This is a genomic window from Bariatricus sp. HCP28S3_D3, from assembly GCF_052065755.1.
GTDB lineage: Bacteria > Bacillota > Clostridia > Lachnospirales > Lachnospiraceae > Allocoprococcus.
In genome coordinates this window covers 1-21,187 of record NZ_JBQHTK010000029.1, presented here as the reverse complement: position 1 = coordinate 21,187, position 21,187 = coordinate 1, and the positions used below count along the sequence as shown (strand labels likewise).

Annotated in this window: 18 protein-coding genes and 1 pseudogene; 15 read left to right on the top strand and 4 right to left on the bottom strand. The window is 44.5% G+C overall.

The features are described from left to right. The first annotated feature begins 157 nt into the window (after window positions 1-157). The 10 genes from ACTNB3_RS14210 to ACTNB3_RS14165 all read left to right on the top strand — a co-directional run bounded on the left by ACTNB3_RS14210 (window position 158) and on the right by ACTNB3_RS14165 (window position 9,267). The gene (locus tag ACTNB3_RS14210) at window positions 158-793 is read left to right on the top strand and encodes an endonuclease III domain-containing protein (protein ID WP_441026428.1); all 636 of its coding nucleotides are present in this window, start codon (window positions 158-160) and stop codon (window positions 791-793) included. A gap of 1 nt (window position 794) precedes the next feature. Further along, window positions 795-1,466, top strand: coding sequence for a selenium cofactor biosynthesis protein YqeC (yqeC, locus tag ACTNB3_RS14205; RefSeq protein WP_441026426.1), 672 nt, complete (start codon window positions 795-797; stop codon window positions 1,464-1,466). A gap of 17 nt (window positions 1,467-1,483) precedes the next feature. Next, complete coding sequence (locus ACTNB3_RS14200; RefSeq protein WP_427820185.1) at window positions 1,484-2,305, top strand: FAD binding domain-containing protein; 822 nt, start codon at window positions 1,484-1,486, stop codon at window positions 2,303-2,305. Beyond that, window positions 2,295-2,768, top strand: coding sequence for a (2Fe-2S)-binding protein (locus ACTNB3_RS14195; protein ID WP_427808324.1), 474 nt, complete (start codon window positions 2,295-2,297; stop codon window positions 2,766-2,768). Before ACTNB3_RS14200 ends, ACTNB3_RS14195 begins: the two co-directional genes overlap by 11 nt. Continuing rightward, the gene (locus tag ACTNB3_RS14190) at window positions 2,759-5,035 is read left to right on the top strand and encodes a xanthine dehydrogenase family protein molybdopterin-binding subunit (protein WP_441026423.1); all 2,277 of its coding nucleotides are present in this window, start codon (window positions 2,759-2,761) and stop codon (window positions 5,033-5,035) included. The genes ACTNB3_RS14195 and ACTNB3_RS14190 overlap by 10 nt, the downstream gene beginning before the upstream one ends. Then, a complete protein-coding gene (locus ACTNB3_RS14185; RefSeq protein ID WP_441026421.1) occupies window positions 5,032-5,646 on the top strand; it encodes a nucleotidyltransferase family protein in 615 nt (204 codons plus the stop codon). The genes ACTNB3_RS14190 and ACTNB3_RS14185 overlap by 4 nt, the downstream gene beginning before the upstream one ends. 66 nt (window positions 5,647-5,712) lie before the next feature. Beyond that, on the top strand, window positions 5,713-6,291 hold the full coding sequence (locus tag ACTNB3_RS14180) for a xanthine phosphoribosyltransferase (protein ID WP_441026419.1): 579 nt from the start codon (window positions 5,713-5,715) through the stop codon (window positions 6,289-6,291). A 207-nt stretch (window positions 6,292-6,498) separates the two neighbouring features. Further along, entirely contained in the window at window positions 6,499-7,062 is a 564-nt protein-coding gene (locus ACTNB3_RS14175) for an RNA polymerase sigma factor (RefSeq protein WP_441026417.1), read from the top strand. Further along, window positions 7,059-8,111 (top strand): hypothetical protein, encoded by a 1,053-nt coding sequence (locus tag ACTNB3_RS14170; RefSeq protein WP_441026415.1) that lies wholly within the window; start codon window positions 7,059-7,061, stop codon window positions 8,109-8,111. Before ACTNB3_RS14175 ends, ACTNB3_RS14170 begins: the two co-directional genes overlap by 4 nt. Before the next feature lie 142 nt (window positions 8,112-8,253). Next, window positions 8,254-9,267: an asparaginase gene (locus ACTNB3_RS14165; protein WP_441018029.1), complete on the top strand. Its 1,014-nt coding sequence runs from the start codon at window positions 8,254-8,256 to the stop codon at window positions 9,265-9,267. A 63-nt stretch (window positions 9,268-9,330) separates the two neighbouring features. Here ACTNB3_RS14165 and ACTNB3_RS14160 read toward each other — a convergent pair whose 3' ends face one another. From ACTNB3_RS14160 to ACTNB3_RS14145, 4 genes are read right to left on the bottom strand one after another with little or no spacing between them, the layout of a single operon-like run. After that, the gene (locus ACTNB3_RS14160) at window positions 9,331-10,572 is read right to left on the bottom strand and encodes an aminopeptidase P family protein (protein ID WP_441026413.1); all 1,242 of its coding nucleotides are present in this window, start codon (window positions 10,570-10,572) and stop codon (window positions 9,331-9,333) included. 18 nt (window positions 10,573-10,590) lie between these two features. Further along, entirely contained in the window at window positions 10,591-12,582 is a 1,992-nt protein-coding gene (locus ACTNB3_RS14155; protein WP_441026411.1) for an ABC transporter ATP-binding protein, read from the bottom strand. 8 nt (window positions 12,583-12,590) lie between these two features. Continuing rightward, window positions 12,591-14,396: an ABC transporter ATP-binding protein gene (locus tag ACTNB3_RS14150; protein WP_427808344.1), complete on the bottom strand. Its 1,806-nt coding sequence runs from the start codon at window positions 14,394-14,396 to the stop codon at window positions 12,591-12,593. Further along, entirely contained in the window at window positions 14,393-15,307 is a 915-nt protein-coding gene (locus ACTNB3_RS14145; RefSeq protein WP_441018036.1) for an AraC family transcriptional regulator, read from the bottom strand. The genes ACTNB3_RS14150 and ACTNB3_RS14145 overlap by 4 nt, the downstream gene beginning before the upstream one ends. Before the next feature lie 118 nt (window positions 15,308-15,425). Here ACTNB3_RS14145 and ACTNB3_RS14140 point away from each other — a divergent pair, with 118 nt between their 5' ends. The 5 genes and pseudogenes from ACTNB3_RS14140 to ACTNB3_RS14120 form a co-directional block, all read left to right on the top strand. Continuing rightward, complete coding sequence (locus ACTNB3_RS14140; RefSeq protein WP_427820175.1) at window positions 15,426-16,520, top strand: recombinase family protein; 1,095 nt, start codon at window positions 15,426-15,428, stop codon at window positions 16,518-16,520. Next, complete coding sequence (locus tag ACTNB3_RS14135; protein ID WP_427820174.1) at window positions 16,520-18,100, top strand: recombinase family protein; 1,581 nt, start codon at window positions 16,520-16,522, stop codon at window positions 18,098-18,100. The genes ACTNB3_RS14140 and ACTNB3_RS14135 overlap by 1 nt, the downstream gene beginning before the upstream one ends. 135 nt (window positions 18,101-18,235) lie before the next feature. Then, window positions 18,236-19,528 (top strand): AAA family ATPase, encoded by a 1,293-nt coding sequence (locus ACTNB3_RS14130; RefSeq protein WP_441026408.1) that lies wholly within the window; start codon window positions 18,236-18,238, stop codon window positions 19,526-19,528. Beyond that, window positions 19,512-20,180 carry a retron system putative HNH endonuclease gene (locus tag ACTNB3_RS14125; RefSeq protein ID WP_427820172.1) on the top strand — a complete coding sequence of 223 codons (669 nt, stop codon included), beginning with the start codon at window positions 19,512-19,514 and terminating at the stop codon, window positions 20,178-20,180. The genes ACTNB3_RS14130 and ACTNB3_RS14125 overlap by 17 nt, the downstream gene beginning before the upstream one ends. A gap of 91 nt (window positions 20,181-20,271) precedes the next feature. Then, a pseudogene (locus ACTNB3_RS14120) lies at window positions 20,272-21,186 on the top strand (S8 family peptidase); the annotation flags it as partial. Between the last annotated feature and the right edge of the window lies 1 nt (window position 21,187).

The following is a 21,187-nucleotide window of genomic DNA, read 5'->3' as shown; positions in this document are numbered from 1 at the left end:
AAAAATCAATGGCAGATGTATGATTTTGTATGTTGTAAGTAATTGGCTTTTCCTTTACTGATTTAAGAGGAAATGGTACAATAACAATATATGTGTCGATATGAAGAAGTCGGGGAGACCTGACTTATCGGCACAGAAAGAGGTGTTTACAGAAGAAATGACAAAGAAACAGTTAACATTAGAAGTAATAGAGCGTTTGAAGAAGGAATATCCGGAGGCAGGATGCACGTTGGATTACGATGAGGCCTGGAAACTTCTGGTCAGTGTGCGTCTTGCGGCGCAGTGTACGGATGCCCGGGTAAATGTGGTCGTGGAAGGGCTGTATAAAAAGTACCCGACTGTGGAAGCTCTTGCGGAAGCGGATGTGGATGATATTGAAGCCATTGTCCGGCCATGCGGTCTGGGACGGAGCAAGGCGAGGGATATCAGCGCCTGCATGAAAATGCTGAGAGACGAGTACGGCGGAAAGATTCCAAAGGACTTCGACAAGATTTTGAAGCTGCCGGGAGTGGGCAGAAAGAGTGCCAATCTGATCATGGGGGATGTGTTCGGTGAGCCGGCGATCGTGACGGATACACATTGTATTCGTCTGGTAAACAGAATCGGTCTGGTTGACGGGATAAAGGAGCCGAAGAAAGTAGAAATGGCACTCTGGAAGCTTGTTCCGCCGGAAGAAGGAAGCGATTTCTGTCACCGGCTTGTGTTTCATGGACGGGATGTCTGTACAGCACGTACGAAACCGTATTGTGACAGATGTTGCCTGAATGATATTTGTAAAAAGGCTGGCGTATAGAATGAAGGCGGAAGTTAAAGAACTGACCGGCCTGCTTCGGATCGTACCGCAGAAGCATCGCATGATCACTGTTGTTGGGGCAGGCGGGAAAACTACATTGATCTATCTTCTTGCCAGAGAACTGACCGATGCGGGATACAAAGTGGCTGTTACGACGACCACGCATATGCAGGCGGAGGGGCGATACTGTTTTCGTCCGCTTGGAATTCCGTGTGAAGACGGAAAGATCAAAGGAATATCGGAAGAATTCCCGGGAGAATTGCTGAAAGAATATGACATTGTCCTGGTGGAGGGAGATGGCAGCAGACAGCTGCCGATGAAATTTCCGGCAGATCATGAGCCGGTTATTCCGGCAAAGACGGATATGGTGATCGGTGTGGCAGGGGCAGGAGCGATCGGCAGAACGTTCAGAGAGGCGTGCCACAGATACCATATTGCGTGCGCATATTTTCGTTGTGAACCGGATGAACAGATTAAAGTAGTACATATGGCCGAGGCGCTGACCAGCAGGGACGGACAAAAGAAGAATGTGGTTTGCGAATATCGATATTTGATCAATCAGATAGACAGGCTGGAAGACGATACAAGAAAAGAACTGAGAGAGGTCATGCAAAAGCGTGAAGAATGTGGCGGTATGGTTTCGCTGCATCAAATAGAGGAGAAATACCTATAGACGGAGGGAATTGGAACATGTTGAAAATCAAAGAGTATGTGAGGGCGGAAAGTCTGGAGCAGGCTTACCAGCTCAACCAGAAAAAGACGAACCGGATCATCGGGGGAATGCTCTGGATGAAGATGAGCGATGCAAGGATTCAGACAGCGATTGACTTATCGGCACTGGGGCTGGATCAGATTGAAGAAAATGAGGTAGAATATCGGATCGGATGTATGGTTACACTGCGTCAGCTTGAACTCCATGAAGGACTCAATGAATGGAGTCATGGAATTGTCAGAGAGAGCGTGAAACCGATCGTAGGTGTACAGTTCCGGAATCTGGCGACTGTAGGGGGAAGCATTTTCGGAAGATTTGGATTTTCCGATGTACTGACTTGTTTTCTGGCTCTGGATACCTATGTTGAATTGTATAAAGGCGGAGTGATTCCGCTCGAAGAATTTGCGGAGATGGAGAAGGATAACGACATTCTGGTGCGGCTGATCGTGAAAAAGAAGCCGGGACTTCACGCCTATCTTTCACACAGAAACGTAAAGACGGATTTTCCGGTACTGGCAGTTGCTGTTTCTGCGGATGATCGCGGGGCAAGAGCGGTCGTGGGAGCAAGACCGTCAAAAGCAATCTGCGTTCCGTTAAAAGAAGAATGGAAAAAGGCGATTGAAGAGGGAAGATGCACAGAATTGGAGGCGGAGCAGATGGCGAAAGAATTGGCAGAACAGATTCCTACAGGAAGTAATATGCGTGCCAGTGCCGAGTACCGGAGCCATTTGGCAGGTGTGCTGCTGAAACGGGCAATCCTGGCACTTCTGGAAGAAAGGGGGCGGCAAAATGCAGATTAGTGTGATGCTGAATGGGAAAAAAGTGACAGAAGATATCAAACCGGATCTGCTTTTGATCGATTTTGTGAGAAATCATGGATGTTATAGTGTGAAACGGGGATGTGAGACCTCCAATTGCGGTCTTTGCACCGTATTTCTGGATGAAAAGCCGGTGCTTTCCTGTTCCGTACTTGCAGCAAGAGCGGACGGACATGCAGTGCAGACTCTGGAGGGACTGCAGGAGGAAGCTGCTGAATTCGGCGCATTTATCGCAGATCAGGGGGCAGAGCAGTGCGGATTCTGCAATCCGGGAATGATCATGAATGCAATAGCCCTGTTCCGGGAGAATCCGGCTCCTACAGATGACGAAATCAGGGAATATCTGGCGGGGAATCTGTGCCGTTGCTCCGGATATGAAGGGCAGCTCAGAGGAATCCGTGCATTTATAGAATACAAGAAACAGGGAGGTGCCGTATGCAGGTAGTTGGTCAGCCGTTCAGAAAAAAAGATGCCATGGCGCTGGTTCAGGGGAAACCGGTATTTACCGATGATCTGGCACCGAAGGACTGTCTGGTTGTCAAGGTACTCAGAAGTCCTCACGCGAACGCGATGGTAAAGAATATAAAAACAGATATTGCAAAGCGAGTTCCGGGAATTGAAGATATTTATACATGGGAAGATGTGCCGCAGCAGAGATTTACAATGGCTGGACAGACCTATCCGGAACCCAGCCCTTATGACCGCTTGATTCTTGACAGACATGTGCGGTATGTGGGCGACCCGGTGGCGATCGTTGCCGGAGCGAATGAGGAGTGTGTGGAACAGGCACTCAGAATGATTAAAGTGGAATATGAAGTACTGCCGGCGATTCTGGATTTCCGTAAGGCAAAGGACAATGAACTTCTGGTGCATCCGGAGGATACCTGGAAATCCTTGTCCCCGGTCGGTGCGGATAATAAGAGAAATCTCTGCGCATGTGAAAGCAGCGGTCACGGAGATGTGGATCAGGTGCTTGCAGACTGCGATGTCGTGGTGGAAGGAACCTGGCATACGCTGGCGAATCAGCAGGCGATGATGGAAACATTCCGGACAGTATGCTATATGGATACATACGGGCGGCTGAATGTACTCAGCTCCACTCAGATCGTATTCCATGCGCGCAGAATCCTCTCTAATGCACTGGGAATACCGAAATCAAAGATTCGTGTGATGAAGCCAAGAATCGGTGGCGGATTCGGAGCAAAACAGACGGTAGTAGCGGAGATTTTCCCGGCATTTGTGACATGGAAGACCGGGAAGGCATCCAAGATGATATTTACCCGGGAGGAATCACAGACGGCGTCCTCGCCGAGGCATGAGATGGAAGTTTCTGTGAAAGTCGGGGCAGACAAAGACGGAAGAATTCGGGCGATTGATGTATATACGTTATCCAATACGGGGGCTTACGGAGAACATGGCCCTACGACCGTAGGACTGTCCGGCCATAAATCTATTCCATTATACGGTTCTCTTGAGGCACATCGTTTCGCCTATGATGTTGTATATACGAATACCATGTCAGCGGGAGCATACCGTGGATATGGAGCGACTCAGGGTATTTTTGCTGTAGAGAGTGCAGTCAATGAACTGGCGGGAAGACTGGGGATGGATCCGGTCGAGCTTCGCCTGAAAAATATGGTTCGTGAAGGTCAGACGATGCCGGCATATTACGGCGAGACGGCAAAGAGCTGTGCACTGGACCGGTGCCTTTTGAGAGCCAAAGAGATGATCGGATGGGATGAAAAATTCCCATGCCGTGATATGGGAAACGGCAAAGTGCGAAGTGTCGGTGTCAGTATGGCGATGCAGGGGTCCGGTATTTCCGGTGTTGATGTCGGCTCTGCAACGATTAAACTGAATGAGGACGGAATCTATACACTGATGATCGGTGCGGCAGACATGGGAACAGGTTGCGATACGATCCTGGCCCAGATGGCAGCAGAATGCCTGGATTGTCAGATGGAAAATATCATCGTATCGGGAGCAGATACCGATACTTCTCCGTATGATTCCGGATCCTATGCGTCCAGTACGACATATGTTACAGGAAAAGCGGTGGAGAAGGCATGTGAAAAGCTGCAGATAAAGATCTGCGAACGGGCAGCCGAGATGCTGTACTGTACCGTGGATAAGATTGAATTTGACGGTCATCGTGCAAAGAATCTGGAAAATGGAGAAACCGTAACTCTGCAGGAGATCGGTACATCATCCATGTGCGGCAATGAATGTGCACTTCAGGTGACGGAAACACACAGTTCTCCGATTTCACCGCCGCCGTTTATGGTCGGTATGGTGGAAATCGAACTGGATAAAGAGACCGGACATGTGGAAATTCTGGACTACGTGGCTGTTGTGGACTGCGGAACCGTGATCAATCCGAATCTTGCCCGCGTGCAGACAGAGGGCGGAATCGTGCAGGGAATCGGAATGGCATTGTATGAAAACATACAGTATTCCGATAAAGGGCAGATGTTGAACCAGTCCTTTATGCAGTATAAATTGCCAACCAGGCTCGATATGGGAAAACTCCGGGTGGAATTTGAGGAGAGCCATGAGCCGACGGGTCCGTTTGGCGCAAAATCCATCGGGGAAATTGTGATCAATACACCCGCTCCGGCACTTGCACATGCAATTGCGAATGCGACCGGCATCTGGTTCCGTGAACTGCCGATCACAAGTGAAAAGATCGCAATGGGAATTGTAAGAAAATGAGAGTGGCTTTGATTTATCTGGCGGCTGGCAACAGCCGCCGGTTTGGCAAAGGAAATAAGCTCCTGTGGCCGATCGAAGGAAAGCGAATGTATCTGCATTTGCTGGAGCGGTTGAAGAGGATTGAAAATAGACATTCAGAGTGGGAATTACTGGTCGTTACCCAGTATCCGGAAATCATAGAAGAGGCCGGAAAATCCGGAGTAAAGACTGCGTTTTCGCCTGAGAGTTTCAAAGGTGCATCGTGGACGGTGAAAAAAGCGCTGGAAGCGGCCGGTGCGATGGATGCATATGTATTTTTTGTAGCAGATCAGCCGTATTTATCAGAGAAAACGGCGGAAGAATTCCTTGAATATATGGAAAAATCCGGAGAGGAAGGACTGGGCTGCGTCTGCTGTGAAGAGAGGACAGGGAACCCGGTCTGGTTTGCACAGAAATATGTTTCAGAGCTACTTGAACTGGAAGGTGACAGTGGCGGCAAAAAGGTACTGAAGAAGCACTGGGATGATGCTGTTTTCTTTCAGATTTCCAATGAACGGGAACTGGAAGATGTAGATATATGGGATAGTGAATTAAATCAAAATGCAGCAATAAACAGCTTGCAATTATTGTGAAAACTAAGTACAATGATTTTACAAGTGTACAATTGATACACCGGCAGCAAGCGGAGGTCAGGAAAGATGAGATTATTAAAGGACAGAATACGGAAAGACGGGAAAATTAAAGAGGGAAACGTCTTAAAAGTGGATAGCTTTCTGAATCACCAGATGGATGTACAGCTTTTCCACGAAATCGGCAAAGAATTCAAGCGCCGTTTCGAAGGGGAAGAGATTAATAAAATTCTGACGATTGAAGCTTCAGGTATTGGAATTGCCTGTGTTGTGGCAGAAGTATTTCAGGTACCGGTCGTATTTGCAAAGAAGACACAGACGAAGAATATTGCAGGAGACGTCTATACAACGAAAGTTGAATCATTTACCCACGGACGGGTCTATGACATTATTGTGGCAAAGGAATTTCTCGGAGAAGGAGACAAAGTACTTGTCATTGATGATTTCCTTGCAAACGGCAAAGCGCTGGAAGGACTGACCCAATTGATCGAAGATTCCGGGGCAACTTTAGTCGGAGCCGGTATCGTGATTGAAAAGGGATTCCAGACAGGCGGAGATCTGATCCGTTCGAAGGGAATTCATCTGGAATCACTGGCCATTGTCGAGAGTATGGATGAAAAAACGGGAGAGATCGTATTTAGAGAATAAGGAGCGGCTGTAAGGTCGATGTTTGATAACTCGCTGAAAAAAGATGTATCGTTTGGAAAAATGATACATCTTTTTTTGCTGTCAAGCATACGGAAAAAAGATCCACGAATTTTTTAACTACATATGCAACCTGGGAGATGCAAATGACGCTATTAGAAATGAAAGGTCAGAATGATAAATCAGTCGAAAAAGACAGGGGGGAGAGCCATGCTGGATGGAGAGATTATCGATTTATATTTAAAACGGGAGCCGGATGCGATCAGACATACCAGTGAGAAATATGGATCCAGACTTCTGGTATTGTCCAATCGTCTTCTGCAGGATATGGAGACCGCGAAGGAATGTGAGAATGACACATACCTTCAGGCGTGGGAACGGATACCGCCAAATGAGCCGCGGGAGTATTTCTTTGCATTTCTGGCGAAGATCATCCGACATCTTTCGCTGGATGTCTGCCGGAAAAAGAACCGTCAAAAACGGAACGCGGTTATCGTGGAGCTTTCCGGCGAACTGGAGCAGTGCATTCCGGACAGGAAGCGTAACATGCAGACTGTGATTGACGGAAATGAATTTGGGAGAGTTGTCAGTGAATTTCTCCGAAGCCTTCCGGAACAGCAACGGAACATGTTCGTGCGGCGTTACTGGTATGCGGATTCGGTGGCGCAAATTGCGGAGGAATTTGCCTGCCCGGAAAACACGGTCAAATCCATATTGTTCCGTGTGAGAGGTAAAATGAAACAGTTTCTGGAAAAGGAGGGGTATGAGGTATGAAAGGTGAAGAAATGCTGGATTTGTTGGAATATTTGGATGAGGATCTTATTATGGAAAGTGCGGGATTCGGTGAAACGGGCAGAAAGACCCTAAGGAGAATGAATCCGAAGAAGTTGGTGGTCGTTCTTCTGGCGGCTACGCTGGTTCTGGCACTGGGAGTTATGGCTGTGTCTGCGGGGGTACGGCACGCCCGGGACCGGGCAATCCTGGATTTTATGGGAATCCGCGATGCGGATACCACGCAGCTTGAGGACGGAACCGTTCTGATCGGAGAATCGGACACCTGCAGTGGCAGGGATCTGCTCATCGGGGAGCAAAAAGAGATTACATTTACCGCGTCGTCTTCGATCGGAGATAAGAACGCGGCTTATATACGGATCGATACGGACTACGAAGTCCCGGAAGATTTTGACCCGGAAACAGATTATTTTATGGCGGAGGATTTTGATCTGGAAGTCACAACAAATTATTTCCAGGGAGCTTTGGACCGCAGTTCTGTTCTGCAGTCCCAGGTGGAGGATGGGAAACTGCTTTTTCTGTTGGAAATTTCAGGTACGAAGAATATCGACAGAAGTAAAGTGGCCCTTACTTTTGAGAATCTCTATTATTATCATGATTTGGGAATGGGAGAAAATGACGATGCACCCCCAAAAGAGCTGGTATTTAGTGGTTGTTGGGATCTGGAGTGGAAATTTGATTATCGGACAGTGATAAAAAAGGCAAAAATGCACGAGAAGGTGCAGGTGGGTGAGGCGGCAGGTTATCTCACAACCGTTGAAATCACGCCGCTCGGAATTCGAATCGAGGGAAGCATTGCATCCGATAGTTGGGATGTGCCAACCGGGAATCTGGAAGCAATGAAAATCGAAAAAATTACGATGAAAGACGGAAGAACGATCGCAATTACAGTAACAGATTCATGGGGAGCTTCAAGAGGAACAGCCGGATATAAGTTCAGGGGATATTACGGAGTCGGAGTCCTGGGAGAACCGCTGAATCCGGATGAAGTGGAAAGTATTACGACGGATGGCAAAGAAATCAAAATATAATCGGAAATTCTGCACCCGATATACAGACTTATGTGTATACCTGACGGATAGGATTTCTTGTAGATGCAATTCTTTCCTTATTTTCGGAACTATGTTATAATACTTTCCGATGTATAGGAAAATGAAGGAGAGAGGAAATTACATGAAGAAAATTCTGATGCTGGGAACCGGAGGAACACTGGCTTCGTCACATGGGGAAAAGGGACTGACGCCGGAACTTCACGGTAATGAAATATTGAATAAAATTGCAGGGCTGACAGATGGCTTTGAAGTGGAAAACGAAGAACTTTTTATGCTGGACAGTTCTAATATGCAGCCGGAGGAATGGAGCAGGATTGCACAATGTGTGTATGAACGCCGCAGAAAGTATGACGGGATTGTGATCATTCACGGCACGGATACACTGGCATATACGGCAAGTGCCCTGTCTTTTGCTCTGCAGAATGTGGAGATCCCGGTGGTCTTAACGGGAAGTCAGGTTTCCATCGAGAATCCGATCGCAGACGCGACAGAGAACTGCAGGGCTGCACTTCATATGGCAGCAAGCGGTACACCGGGAGTATATGTGGCATTCAACCGTAAGATCATTATGGGAACAAGGGCAAGTAAGGTCCGGACACGTAGTTTTGATGCATTTGAAAGCATCGATTACCCGTATGCGGCACGGATCAACAGTAGTGGACTGATGGTCAATCCGTCTATTGTGAGACGTACCGGCGCACCATGTATTCTTCAGAATAAATTCTGTACGGATGTCTTTTTGCTGAAACTGTTTCCGGGAATTTCACCGAATATCTTTGACAAGCTGAAAGAAATGGGGATCCGCGGCGTGTATATTGAGGCATTTGGCATCGGCGGACTGCCGTTCTGGAAGCGGAATATGACAGAAGCAGTCGGAAAAGCTGTGGAAGACGGAATGGTGGTCGCAGTCGGCAGTCAGTGCATGTACGAAGGCAGTGACTTTAAAGTGTATGAAGTAGGAAGACAGGTGCTCGACTGCGGTGCAATCGAGACCGGAAATATGACTTCGGAAGCTGCGGTGACGAAGCTGATGTGGGCACTTGGCCAGTTTGATGATCCGGAGCAGATCCGCTGGATCATGCAGACGAATCTGCTTGGGGAGATTGGGAGCATGGTGGACTGGAACGCGAATTAAAGTGACCGGGGACGAATACATAGACACGAGTTGTGTCTATGTACCCATTCCCCGGTCATCCCCTTATCTTGCCATAAATGCCTCGATTTCTTCTACTGTTTTCGGAATCCCATCTGACATTACTTCGTAACCGTCTTTGGTCACAACCAGTGTATCTTCGATTCGGATCCCCAGATTCAGGTCGTCAAAGTATAATCCAGGCTCCAATGTAAATACCATATCTTCTTCCAGCAGTTCATTATCATTTCCGACATCGTGGGTATAAAGCCCGATATAGTGACCGGAACCATGGAAATAGTATTTGGAGATTTCTTCCGGTTTTTCAATCATTCCAAGTTTTATTAGCTCTTCTGCCATAACGTTTTTGCTGATTTCCTGCAATTCACTCTTTTTCTGACCGGGTTTTGTGGCATCAAGGGCTGCGTTCAGGCCCTTCAGAACAACGTTGTAGAGATTCTTTTGCTGCTGGGTGAATTTACCATTTACCGGGAAGGTACGGCTCACATCAGAAGCATAGTATCCCCATTCGGCACCCAGGTCGAACAGCACCATATCCCCGTCCTGCATCTGACGGTCATTCTGTTCATAGTGCATACAGCAGGCATTTTTGCCGGAAGCAGCGATGGTGGTAAATGCATGGCGTGCATGGTTGGATTTCAGGATAAAATCAAAATATGCTTCTATCTCATATTCATACATACCGGGACGAAGATTTTTTAACATGTTATTTACGCCTTTTGTGGTGATATCACATGCTTTCCAGTGAAGCTGGATTTCTTCCTTTGTCTTAACCTGACGTATCAGAGAAAGTGCATGGAAGGTATTGTGCAGCGTAAGAGTCGGGTCATAGTCCAGGATCCTTTTCGCAAATGCCTGTGCCGGTGTTGTTTCATTGGGGCCACCCCAGTTCGCAATATCGACATATACATGTTGGATTCGGTCGGGGCTCCGGAACAGAGGAATGGAAGACTCGAAACGTTCCAGATATTCCACAGTTTCAATACCGGTTTCCTCCTTCACACTTTCTTTTGTGTAGAAAACACCCATCCATCTTCTGGCAGTTTCATCCGGGTGGTCGATGAATAGTGTCTCATGGATCTGATTATGGATTTTCGTTATCATAAGAATCGCCTTCGGCTGATCAAAACCTGTCAGATAGTAGAAGTTTGCGTTCGGAGTGAAGGGATATTCAAGATCCCCCCGATCCATGATGAGGTCACCAGCGAATAAAAATCCCATAGAATTATCTTTTAGTAAATCGCCGTATTTTTGTCTTCTGGATGCATGAAATTCTTTGTTAATCATTGTTGTGTCCTCCTGATATTAGTTATTAACAAGCTGCAGATCATAAAGCTTCCGATAAAGTCCGTTTTTATGCAGAAGCTCCTGATGAGAGCCTTGTTCGCGGATTTCTCCATGATGCATAACGATGATCTTGTCTGCATGCTGGATGGTGGAGAGACGATGGGCCACCATGATGGTAGTGCGGCCTTCCATGAGGCGCTCTAACGCTTTGGTGATCAGGCTTTCCGTCTCAGTATCTATGTTGGCAGTCGCCTCGTCCAGAACCAGGATGGTCGGATCATAAGCGAGTGTGCGTGCAAAGGAAAGAAGCTGCCGCTGCCCGGCCGAGAGCGTGCTTCCGCGCTCGGTAACCGGTTCGTCATAGCCGCCGGGGAGTTTCTGGATAAAGGAATCTGCACCGACGGTTTGAGCGGCTGTCTGAATCTGTTCAAGAGAGATTTCTTCATTATTTAGAGAAATATTGTTTTTGATATCTCCTGTGAAAATGAAAACATCCTGCTGCACTTGCCCGATGGCTCTGCGAAGTACATCCGTGTCGATATCGCGGATGTTCACGCCATCAATCAGAATTTCTCCTTTCTGAATATCGAAATAACGTCCAATCAGATTGAGAATGGAGCTTTTCCCGGCACCGGTGGCACCGACAAAGGCAATCTTCTGTCCGGGTTCGATGACGAAGCTGACATCTTTGAGCACATAGTCATCTTTCTCATATGCGAACCACACATGACGGAATTCGATACGGCCCTTGATTTGAACCGGAACAGGAGAGGCAGGGCTTGTAATCTCAGGCTTTACATCCAGTACTGAAAATATTTTCTCAGCGGAAGCAAGAGAGGACTGAAGAGTACCGAACTGCTCAGCCAGATCCTGAATTGGTTCAAAGAAGGAACTGATATAGCTGATAAAAATAAAAAGTGTACCCAGCGAGAGTGTACCCTGAAGCACCCAGTAGCTGCCTCCTCCGATCACGATGACCATGGCAAGGATGGAAGTCAGATAGATGGCGGGCCGGAAAATTGCGAAAATCATGACTTCACGCCAGTTTGCCTCAAATAATTCCTGGGATTTTCCCTTGAACTGTTTGTATTTAGCTTCCTCTCGCGCAAAAATCTGTATCAGACGCATGCCGGAAATATGTTCCGAGAGGAATGTGTTCAGGTCGGTAATCTTCGTGCGGGTGATCTGGTAAGCTTTCCTTGAAAGAATCTGGAAAAGGAAAGTGAGAAATGTCACTACCGGAAGGAGGAGAAAAGACAGACCAGCCATCCGGACATCGATGGAAATCATCACCACTGCATATCCCACGATCTTTACAGTATTCTTAAATAGTTTTACCAGTATTGAGGAGAATAGTTCGTTAATGGCTTCGGTATCATTCGATACTCTTGTTACCAGTTTTCCGACAGGAGTCGAATTAAAAAAGGTCAGTGAAAGACTATGTATATGGGTAAATACTTCTTCACGCATCTGATAGACGATCTTCTGTCCCATTTTCTGAAGCATCCAGGTATCCATGTAGTTCAGTATAAAGCCGATCAACAGCATGAGTAAATACAGGAGAGCAGCACGCAGAATACCGACAAAGTCATAAGTACGCAGTTCCTTCAGCTCCTCCCGGCCAAGGTAAGGAGCGCCGTTCTGGACATAGTTTTCCAGATATTCATTATCTGCGTCTCGAAGACGGGTGCATTCAGACGGAGTGATGCTTTCTGCCATGTAGTAGGAATCATGATACAGGAAAATCTGGTAGCATTCGGTGCTTTCCGGAAGGAGAGTGAGCTCTTCGTCGGTTTTCCGTGTCAAATTCAGACCGTTCCAGGTAATTACTTCGCGGTCATCTTCATTTGCCAGCACATATGGGCGGTAATAGCCATTGATAAAATTGTCGATCGCATCACCGATGATGATCGGTCTGTAGAGCTCCACGACAATAATGAACAGAACAAGAACCGTGGCCGCGGTCATGACAAATTTGTGAGGCTTAAGATAAGATAAAAGTCGCTTCATTCTGTCGTTCACTCCTTTCTGGCAAATGGTCTGTCAAATGTATCATTTTGTATCGAAAAGGAATCGGAAATCTCTCCCTGCAGCGCTTCGAGCTGCTGCTGTTCGAACATCTCACGGTAGATTCCGTTCTGTTTCATGAGTTCTGCGTGATTGCCGATCTCACGTGCTTCACCGTTGTCAAGCACCAGGATCACATCTGCATGCTGGATCGTTGAAATGCGGTGCGCGATGAGGATCGTGGTCTTGCCGGCACGGTTAACCCGCAGATTCTGAAGAATATGTTCTTCCGTATCTGTATCAACGGCGGACAATGCATCATCGAGGATCAGAATCGGGGCATCTTTCAGAAGTGCACGGGCAATAGAACTTCGCTGCTTCTGACCACCGGAAAGTGTGACTCCCCGTTCGCCTACAATCGTATCGTATCCGTCCGGAAACGTGACAATACTTTCATGGATGCAGGCGGACATGGTTGCCTGAATGATGGCATCCATATCTTCACGCTGGGCGCCGAAGGCAATATTGGATTTCAGTGTGTCTGAAAATAGAAAATTGTCCTGTGGGACATAGGCAATATTTTCACGCAGGACATGCAGAGGGATGGTATTGATATCTCTGCCGTCAATCAAGATCATTCCCGGATCTGTATTATACAGCCGCAGAAGCAGATTGACCAATGTGGATTTCCCGTTTCCCGTCCGCCCGATGACAGCAAGTGTGGTGCCGGCAGGGATATGCAGACAGATGTCTTTTAAAGTCGGTTCCGTATGGCCGCGGTGGACAAATGTCAGATGAGAGAAGGTGATCTCGCCTTTAATATGATCGATCTCTTCCACATTTTCTGAGTCAGTAATTTCCGGCTGTTCATCAAAGATTTCCTGAACGCGCCGGATGGAAGCAGCGCCCTGGGAAAACATATTTACCGCGTCTCCGCAGGCAATCATCGGCCAGACCAGCATATTGATGTACTGGTTGAAAGCAACGAACCGGCCGAGAGTGATTTCTCCGATCAGCGCCAGGTAACCGCCGTAAAGCAAGGTCGCCAGACTTGAAAGTCCGATAACTACATCCAGAAGAGGCATAACAAATGAAATGAGTTTTGCCATATTCAGATTATAGTTCATGGCAGTTGTGTTAGCCCGGGCAAAGTCACGGATCTGTGAGCGCTCACGCACGAATGCTTTGATTACACGGACGCCGGAAAAACTTTCCTGAACAAAGTCTGTCAGATCAGAAAGGGCTTCCTGGCGCCGCAGGTAGCGGGCATGGATGAGCTTACCATAATAGAGATCACCGAGACAGATCAGGAACATGGGAATAATCGCAATCAGTGTCAGCTTGATATTGACATAACGCATCATCTGGAAAATGACCATGACCGTCATGACGGATGCATCAAATACACAGATAACGGCAGGGCCGATCGCCATACGGATGGCATTCAGGTCGCTGGTGAAACGCGTCATCAGGTCACCGGTCTTATGTTCGTTGTAGTATTCCACACTCATTTTTTCCAGATGGGCGAACATATCATTTCTCAGTTCTTTCTCAATCGAGCGGGAGGCACCGAAGAGAAAATAACGCCATAGAAAGCGGCCGAGAGCAATGATTGAACCTGTCAGAAAAATGAATATCAGATAGGATTTGACTTTGCTCCAGTCCAATGAATGGGTAGTCAGACCATCGGTGATTTCGCCCGTCAGTCTTGGAATGAACAGACCTGCGAAATCAACAACAAACAAAGTCAGGATGCCGAAAAAGTATTTCAGCTTATGCTTTTTCACGTATTGAAGTATGAATGTAAAGGATCTCATAATACTCCTTTCGTTTTTCGGTAGTCGCGCGGGGATTGTCCGAGAATGCTTTTAAACTTATTGCTAAAGTAACTGGTGCTGTTGAACCCGGTTTCCATGCAGATCTCGGAAATAGGTTTATCCGTATCCAGCAGCATACCGGCTGCCTGGCGAATGCGGTATTCAATCAGATAATCGAAGGGGGACTGTTTCAGACAGCGCTGAAAACAGCGGCAGCATTCACTTACGCTGACAGAGGCCGCTGCGGCAATCTGTTCTGAGGTCAGATCCGAAGTATAGTGTTCGTGAATATAGGTCAGCATGGCATGGATACGCGTCTGATCCAGACCGGCTCCGCGGGGCGGATTCTTCATTTTTTCGTCTGCAAGATTCAGAAGCTGGAACCAGATCTCCGAAAGAGAATTCCGAAGAATAATTTCGTAGCCGAATGTCTGCTTTTTATTAAGAAATACGATCTGGCTGATTTTTTCGTAGATAAAACTGTGAAGCGGACAGTCAGAATCGATTATGATCGAAGAGACCTGCTTACTCCTCAAAAGAGGGTAAATATATTTTTCATCAAATAGCATGGAAATACTGCTGGAAATGATAAACGGGTCAAAAACGACAGAATGGTATATCACGTCGTCACATTCATGCGGGCGCATGGAATGCAGACAGTTCGAGTTGATGAAACACCCTTCCGTCTCATGGAGAACCGTCTCACCCTCTGTTGTGATGACTCGTGCGGAACCTTCTGTTACAAAATAAAGCTCTGCCTCTTTGTGCCAGTGCCAGGGGGCATAACCCAGTCGGTATTCACTGGTGTGCTGGCAATATATACCAATCGGCAGGCTGGAGTCTCCATGATGGCGGGTTTCCTGGCGTGTAGTCTGGTCAACGGGAAAATCACATTTGCTTGAAGTTTTCATAATTTCTCCTTAAATAGCTAAAATAGTGATGATTTTCGCTCAAATGGCGACTGAAATAAAATGATTCTGCGAATATAATACAATTATAAAATAACTGTACAAAAAAAGCAAATATAGAATGTATGGAAAAGTTATGAAATATCTGGTATCAAAACGGAAGCAAGGAGGAAAGAAAAAGTATGAACAATTTTTTGCCCCAGAAGAGGGGAATGCAGGTTGTCTGGATCATAGTGGGCTGTCTGATCTACGCAGTTGGTCTGAATGTATTTATTATCCCTATGAATTTTTAAAAAACGGTTATGCCTGGGACGTGGGTAAAGGATTATGGACACCGGCTACTGTGCGTGGGATTCTGAAGAATCCGATCTATACCGGTGCCGTTGTAATCAGAAAATATAACAAACCATCTTATAAACTTAAATATAAAAAGGTAATTCCATTGGAAGAAATGGAATTGGTACCGGATGCACATGAAGCAATTGTTTCCAAAGAAGAATTTGATCAAGTTCAGCAGATCAGACAGGAACGACGAATTCCGTATTTTGACAGAAATAAGGAACCACATAAGTATGTAGGATTACTGTTTTGTGGAAAATGCAAAACCGCTATGCGTAAGAGATATCTGGCATCACATAATGGTTATGATGGATATATGTGCGGTTTCCATCAAAAGATGGGGCAGAATTACTGTGAACTGAATCATATTACGTTTGAAAAACTGGATGAATTAGTGGTATTTGCTATCAATCAACAGTTGAAACAAATGTGCACAGATCTGAAAAATCTGGAAACTGAGATTGTGCAAAGAAAGCCGGAAGTAGATAGTAAAATTACCCGTTTGCAGGCAAAAATAGAGCGAAATATAGAATACAGGAAACGGGCATATGAACAACTCATGGATGAAATTCTTTCCAAGGAAGAATTTCTGGAATTAAAGCAGATGTATGAAAATGAGAATCAACAATATCAGAAAGAACTGGAAAAGCTGAAGCAGGAAGAACAGGAACAGCAGACTGCTGTGAATACGACAAAGGTATGGCTGAACAATTTTAGACGGAGAAAACTGACGGTAAAACAGTTGACCAGAGAAGTACTTGAAGAACTGATTGATAAAATTTATGTTTATCCGGATCAGAAGTTAGACATTTATTTTAAGTTTGCTTCGGAGAATAATTCAGTGGATGTAACAATACAGAAAGATGGGGTGATGTGATGTATCAGATGGCTGCATATTGTCGTCTGTCAAAGGAGGACGGGGAGAATAAAATCAGTGAGAGTATTGAGAATCAGATGAAGTTGATTCGAGAATATGTAGGTAAGTCAAATGATTTGGAAATCGCTGATATTTATATTGATGATGGTTATTCCGGACTTTATTTTGCAAACAGACCGGAATTTCAGCGGATGATGGAAGATATTTACAAAGGAAAAATACAGGGTGTGATTACAAAAGATATTTCCCGTCTTGGACGTGAGCATATTGAGACAAGTAATTATATAGAACGTGTTTTTCCATCGTTGGGAGTCCGATATATTGCAATTCTGGATGGTGTGGATTCTGTTCATCACAGTAATGAAGAACTGGCACAGTTTAAGACGCTGTTTAATGATATGTACAGTCGTGATATATCCAAGAAGATCAGAGGAGCGCTCTCTGCACAGAAAAAACGTGGGCAGTTTATGTCAGGCTTTGCACCGTATGGCTATATGAAAGATCCGGCAGATAAGCATCGTTTTCTTATTGATGAAGAAGCTGCCAAGGTAGTTCGGAGAATCTTTTATATGAGTCTGGAGGGATACTCCAGAGATGGTATTGCAAAAAAGCTGAATCAGGAAGGTGTTATGACACCATCAGAGTATAAAAGAAAGGTTCAGGGATTGAACTATACGAACGCTTTGGAAAAATCCGGTGGAAAAGGCTGGGCATATCCTACGATCAATGTGATTTTACGAAACAGAGTTTATACAGGTGCTATGGTACAGCATAAGTCAGAAAAAATATCATATAAAGTGGAGAAATATTATTACATTCCAGAGGAACAACAATATATCGTAGAGGGAATGCATGAAGCAATTATCAGTAAAGATATCTTTGAACAGGTACAGGAAAATATGAAGAAAAGAACAAGAACACCGGGCTTTCACAGTGAAGTGAGAAAGGTGAATCCATACGCGGGAATTCTTGTCTGTGGGGATTGTGGATATAATCTTCAGCGAGTTACCTGCAGGGATGGTTATGAGTGTGGAACTTATCATAAAAAGGGAAATACGATTTGTCATTCTCATTTTATTAAGAAGGAGATACTGGATTCCATTGTAATAAATGAAATCCAGAGGCAGGCGGAACTGGCACTGAAAGAAAGTGATAAGGATGAAATATTAAAGGCAGCAGATCGCAGAAAGGAGGTGCAAAGACGTGCAGTGGAGGCAGACCAGCAGATAGAACGACTGCAAAAAGAACTTGCAGTTGTTCAGAAATATAAAAAGAAGACGTATGAGAATTATGTGGATGGTGTTCTGGACAAAGAAGAATATCTCTCCTACAAGGCAGAATATGAACAACAGGATAAGGCAATCAGAGAGAAAATTCAGCTGACAGAGCAGGAGAAAAACAGCTTTGGAGAAGCAGAGGAATCTTATGAAAACTGGATAGAGAAATTTATCAAGTATGGAACATTATCTGAGGTAACAAGAGAAATCGTAACAGAGTTGATTGAGAAGATTGTTGTGAATGGGGATAAAAGCATTGATATCGTATTTAAGTATCAGTCTCCTTATATGGATAGAATATAAAAAAGAAAAAGTTGTGGTGAATCTTGAGATGGCAAGGTATTTATTGTATAATTTCTGTTAATAAAGAAATTATATAGGATTATGATTGGAGCAACATATTTAGTTAAGAGATATGTTAATGCAAGGAGATGGAATATGAAACTTAAATCAATTACACTGCAAAATTTTAGAGGAATTGAGAAGCTAACAATTGTTTTGGATGAAAAAACAACAGTTTTCTTTGGAATAAATGGTGTTGGGAAATCTACAATTCTTCGAGCTGTTGATTTAATATATGCAAATATTATTGCCAAACTTATAGGAACTGGCAAAAAAAGATCTACAGAATTGGATTATGACGATATTAGTTATGGAAAATCAAAGGCAAATATTGAGGCAGTATTTTCTTTTGAAGATGGAGCAGAAATGAAATATAGTCGCTCTATCGATAGAGCAACTGGAAAAAAACACAATATAGCCGAATTAAAATTGTTAGTAGAAAAATTTGAAGATTCTTATCTTGTAAAAGGTCATGATGATGGTAATGGAAACTGGATCGAGGAGATTGATAATAAGAATATGCCGGTTTTTGTTAATTATGGTGTTAATAGGATTGTATTGGATGTTCCTGTAAGAGCATCTAAAGAGCAATTTGTAAAATTAGACGCATTTGACAAAGCAATTGAGAGTACAATAGATTTTAGAAATTTATTTAAGTGGTTTAGAAATCAGGAAGATATAGAAAATCAAGCCAAGGTAAGAGAAAATTCAAAGTATGAAGATAAAAGCTTATCTGCAGTAAAACAGGCTATGTTGGCTATGTTGGATGGATTTGAAGACATTCATATTGATAGAAAGCCATTAGCAATGAAAGTGAGAAAAGATGGAAAGTATTTAACAATAAACCAGTTATCTGATGGGGAAAAATGTACGATAGCATTATTTGGTGATTTGGCACGGAGAATGGCATTAGCGAATCCGGAAAGAGAGAATCCATTGGAAGGAATAGGAGTAGTATTGATTGATGAATTAGATTTGCATATGCATACATCATGGCAGCGTAAGGTGCTCAGTGTTTTGAAGAAGACGTTCCCCAATATACAGTTTATAATTACAACACATTCTCCACAAATTCTTGGAGAAGTAGATGATACATTTAAGTTGTTTTATATGTTTAAAGAGGGACAGAAAATAGCTTTAAAATCATATAAATCATTTATGGGATGGGATACCAATGTGATCTTAGAAGAAGTAATGAATACTGCTTCTGTAAACCAAGATATTAAAAGAATGCTTGATGAAATGTATTTGCTCATTGAAAAAAAGAAATTTGATGAAGCGGAGAAATTGGCTGATATATTAGACGAAAAATCTAATGGATATGCGGAAGGTGTTGCTAAAGCGAGAATTCTGATATCCAGGGGGCGACGACATGAAAAAAATAAATAAACAAGAGTCTCCGCAATGGTTTGAGGATTGGAAGAAAAATTTTAAAATGGAAAATAACAGAGAACCTCATTATAAAAATGATTTTTCGACAGATGATATAGATGGAGTAAATCGAAGACGAAAATTAAGAGAATGCCTTGTAGATGAACAGGGGAAAATATGTTGCTATTGTATGAGAAAAATAACAACAGATTCGTCTCATATTGAACATTTTTTGCCAAAAGATTCTTTTGAGGATAAAGATTTGCAATATGATAATTTGTTTGCTTCATGTAATGGAGAAGAAACAATTAGAGAAGATGAGGATCATTGCGGACATAGGAAAAATGACTGGTGGAGAAAGGATATGCTTTCTCCAACGGATATGGAAGTGGAAAAAGCGTTTAAGTATTCTCTAAATGGAAAAATTAACAGTGTAAGAGGAAGGACAACAGAAAATATTGCACAGGAAATGATACATAATTTAGGATTAGACAGCTACCATCTTGAAAGGGACAGGCGTCAGGCGCTAGAAGCTTCGGAGGTATTTGATGCTGAAGAATATTCAGAAGAAGAAATAAGAAGCTTCATAGAATATTATTCTAATAAAGATAATGGAGCTTATGTACCATATTGTAAGGCTATTATAGATTGTCTGGAAGAAATGTTATAAAAATATTAAATTCTAATATTATCTCAGAAGTAGACGGAACATGGCTTGCTTCTGAGATTTTTTATGAAAAATGTTCCCCTAGTTATAATGAACACATGACGGCAGGAGTCTGGTAGAACGGTATATTGATGATCTGTCGAATTTCTGGAAGAGTGTGATCTGTGTGGGGACCGGAAATGAAGCGGCAAGTGCCGGGCATACTTCTGGAGTGCTGCAGAAAAGAAAAGAAGAAAGAATACAGCTCGCAGTACAGGCAGATGAACCAACATTGAATATTCAGATCTGGAAAGCGTATACGGACGAAGTGGAAATTTCATTTGTATCTCCTGCGGGGACGCGGATCGGTCCAATACAATCTGTTCTCGGTTCGCAGAGATTCCGGATCGGGGAAACGGAGATTTTATTATATTATGGAAAACCGAGCCCGTATAATGTCGCGCAGGAGATTTATATTGATATGATTCCGGTGACAGATTATATTACGTCGGGAGTCTGGCAGATCATTTTGAATCCGACAAGGGTTGTGGAAGGGCAGTATGATCTGTGGTTGCCAAGTGAGAATGTATTGAACCGGGGGACAGGATTTTTGTATCCGGATGAAGAAGTGACCTTAACGATTCCTTCGACTGCAGATAAAGTGATATCGGTGGGGGCGTATGATGTGCTTACTTTTTCCTATGCATCTTTTTCAGGAAGAGGATATACCTGGCAGGATGAAAGGACGAAACCGGATCTTGTGGCACCGGGAGTGAACGTAAGGACGACAGCAGTTGGCGGAGGGGTGACAGTGGTGAGTGGAACTTCTTTCGCAACGCCGTTTGTGACAGGAGCATCGGCACTTTTGATGGAATGGGGGATCGTAAGAGGAAATGATCCGTTTTTGTATGGGGAGAAGGTGAAGGCGTATCTCCGGCGCGGGGCGAGAGAGTTGCCGGGATTTGGAAAGTATCCGAACCGTGAGGTGGGATATGGACGACTCTGTTTGGAGAGAAGCCTGCCAGATTAAA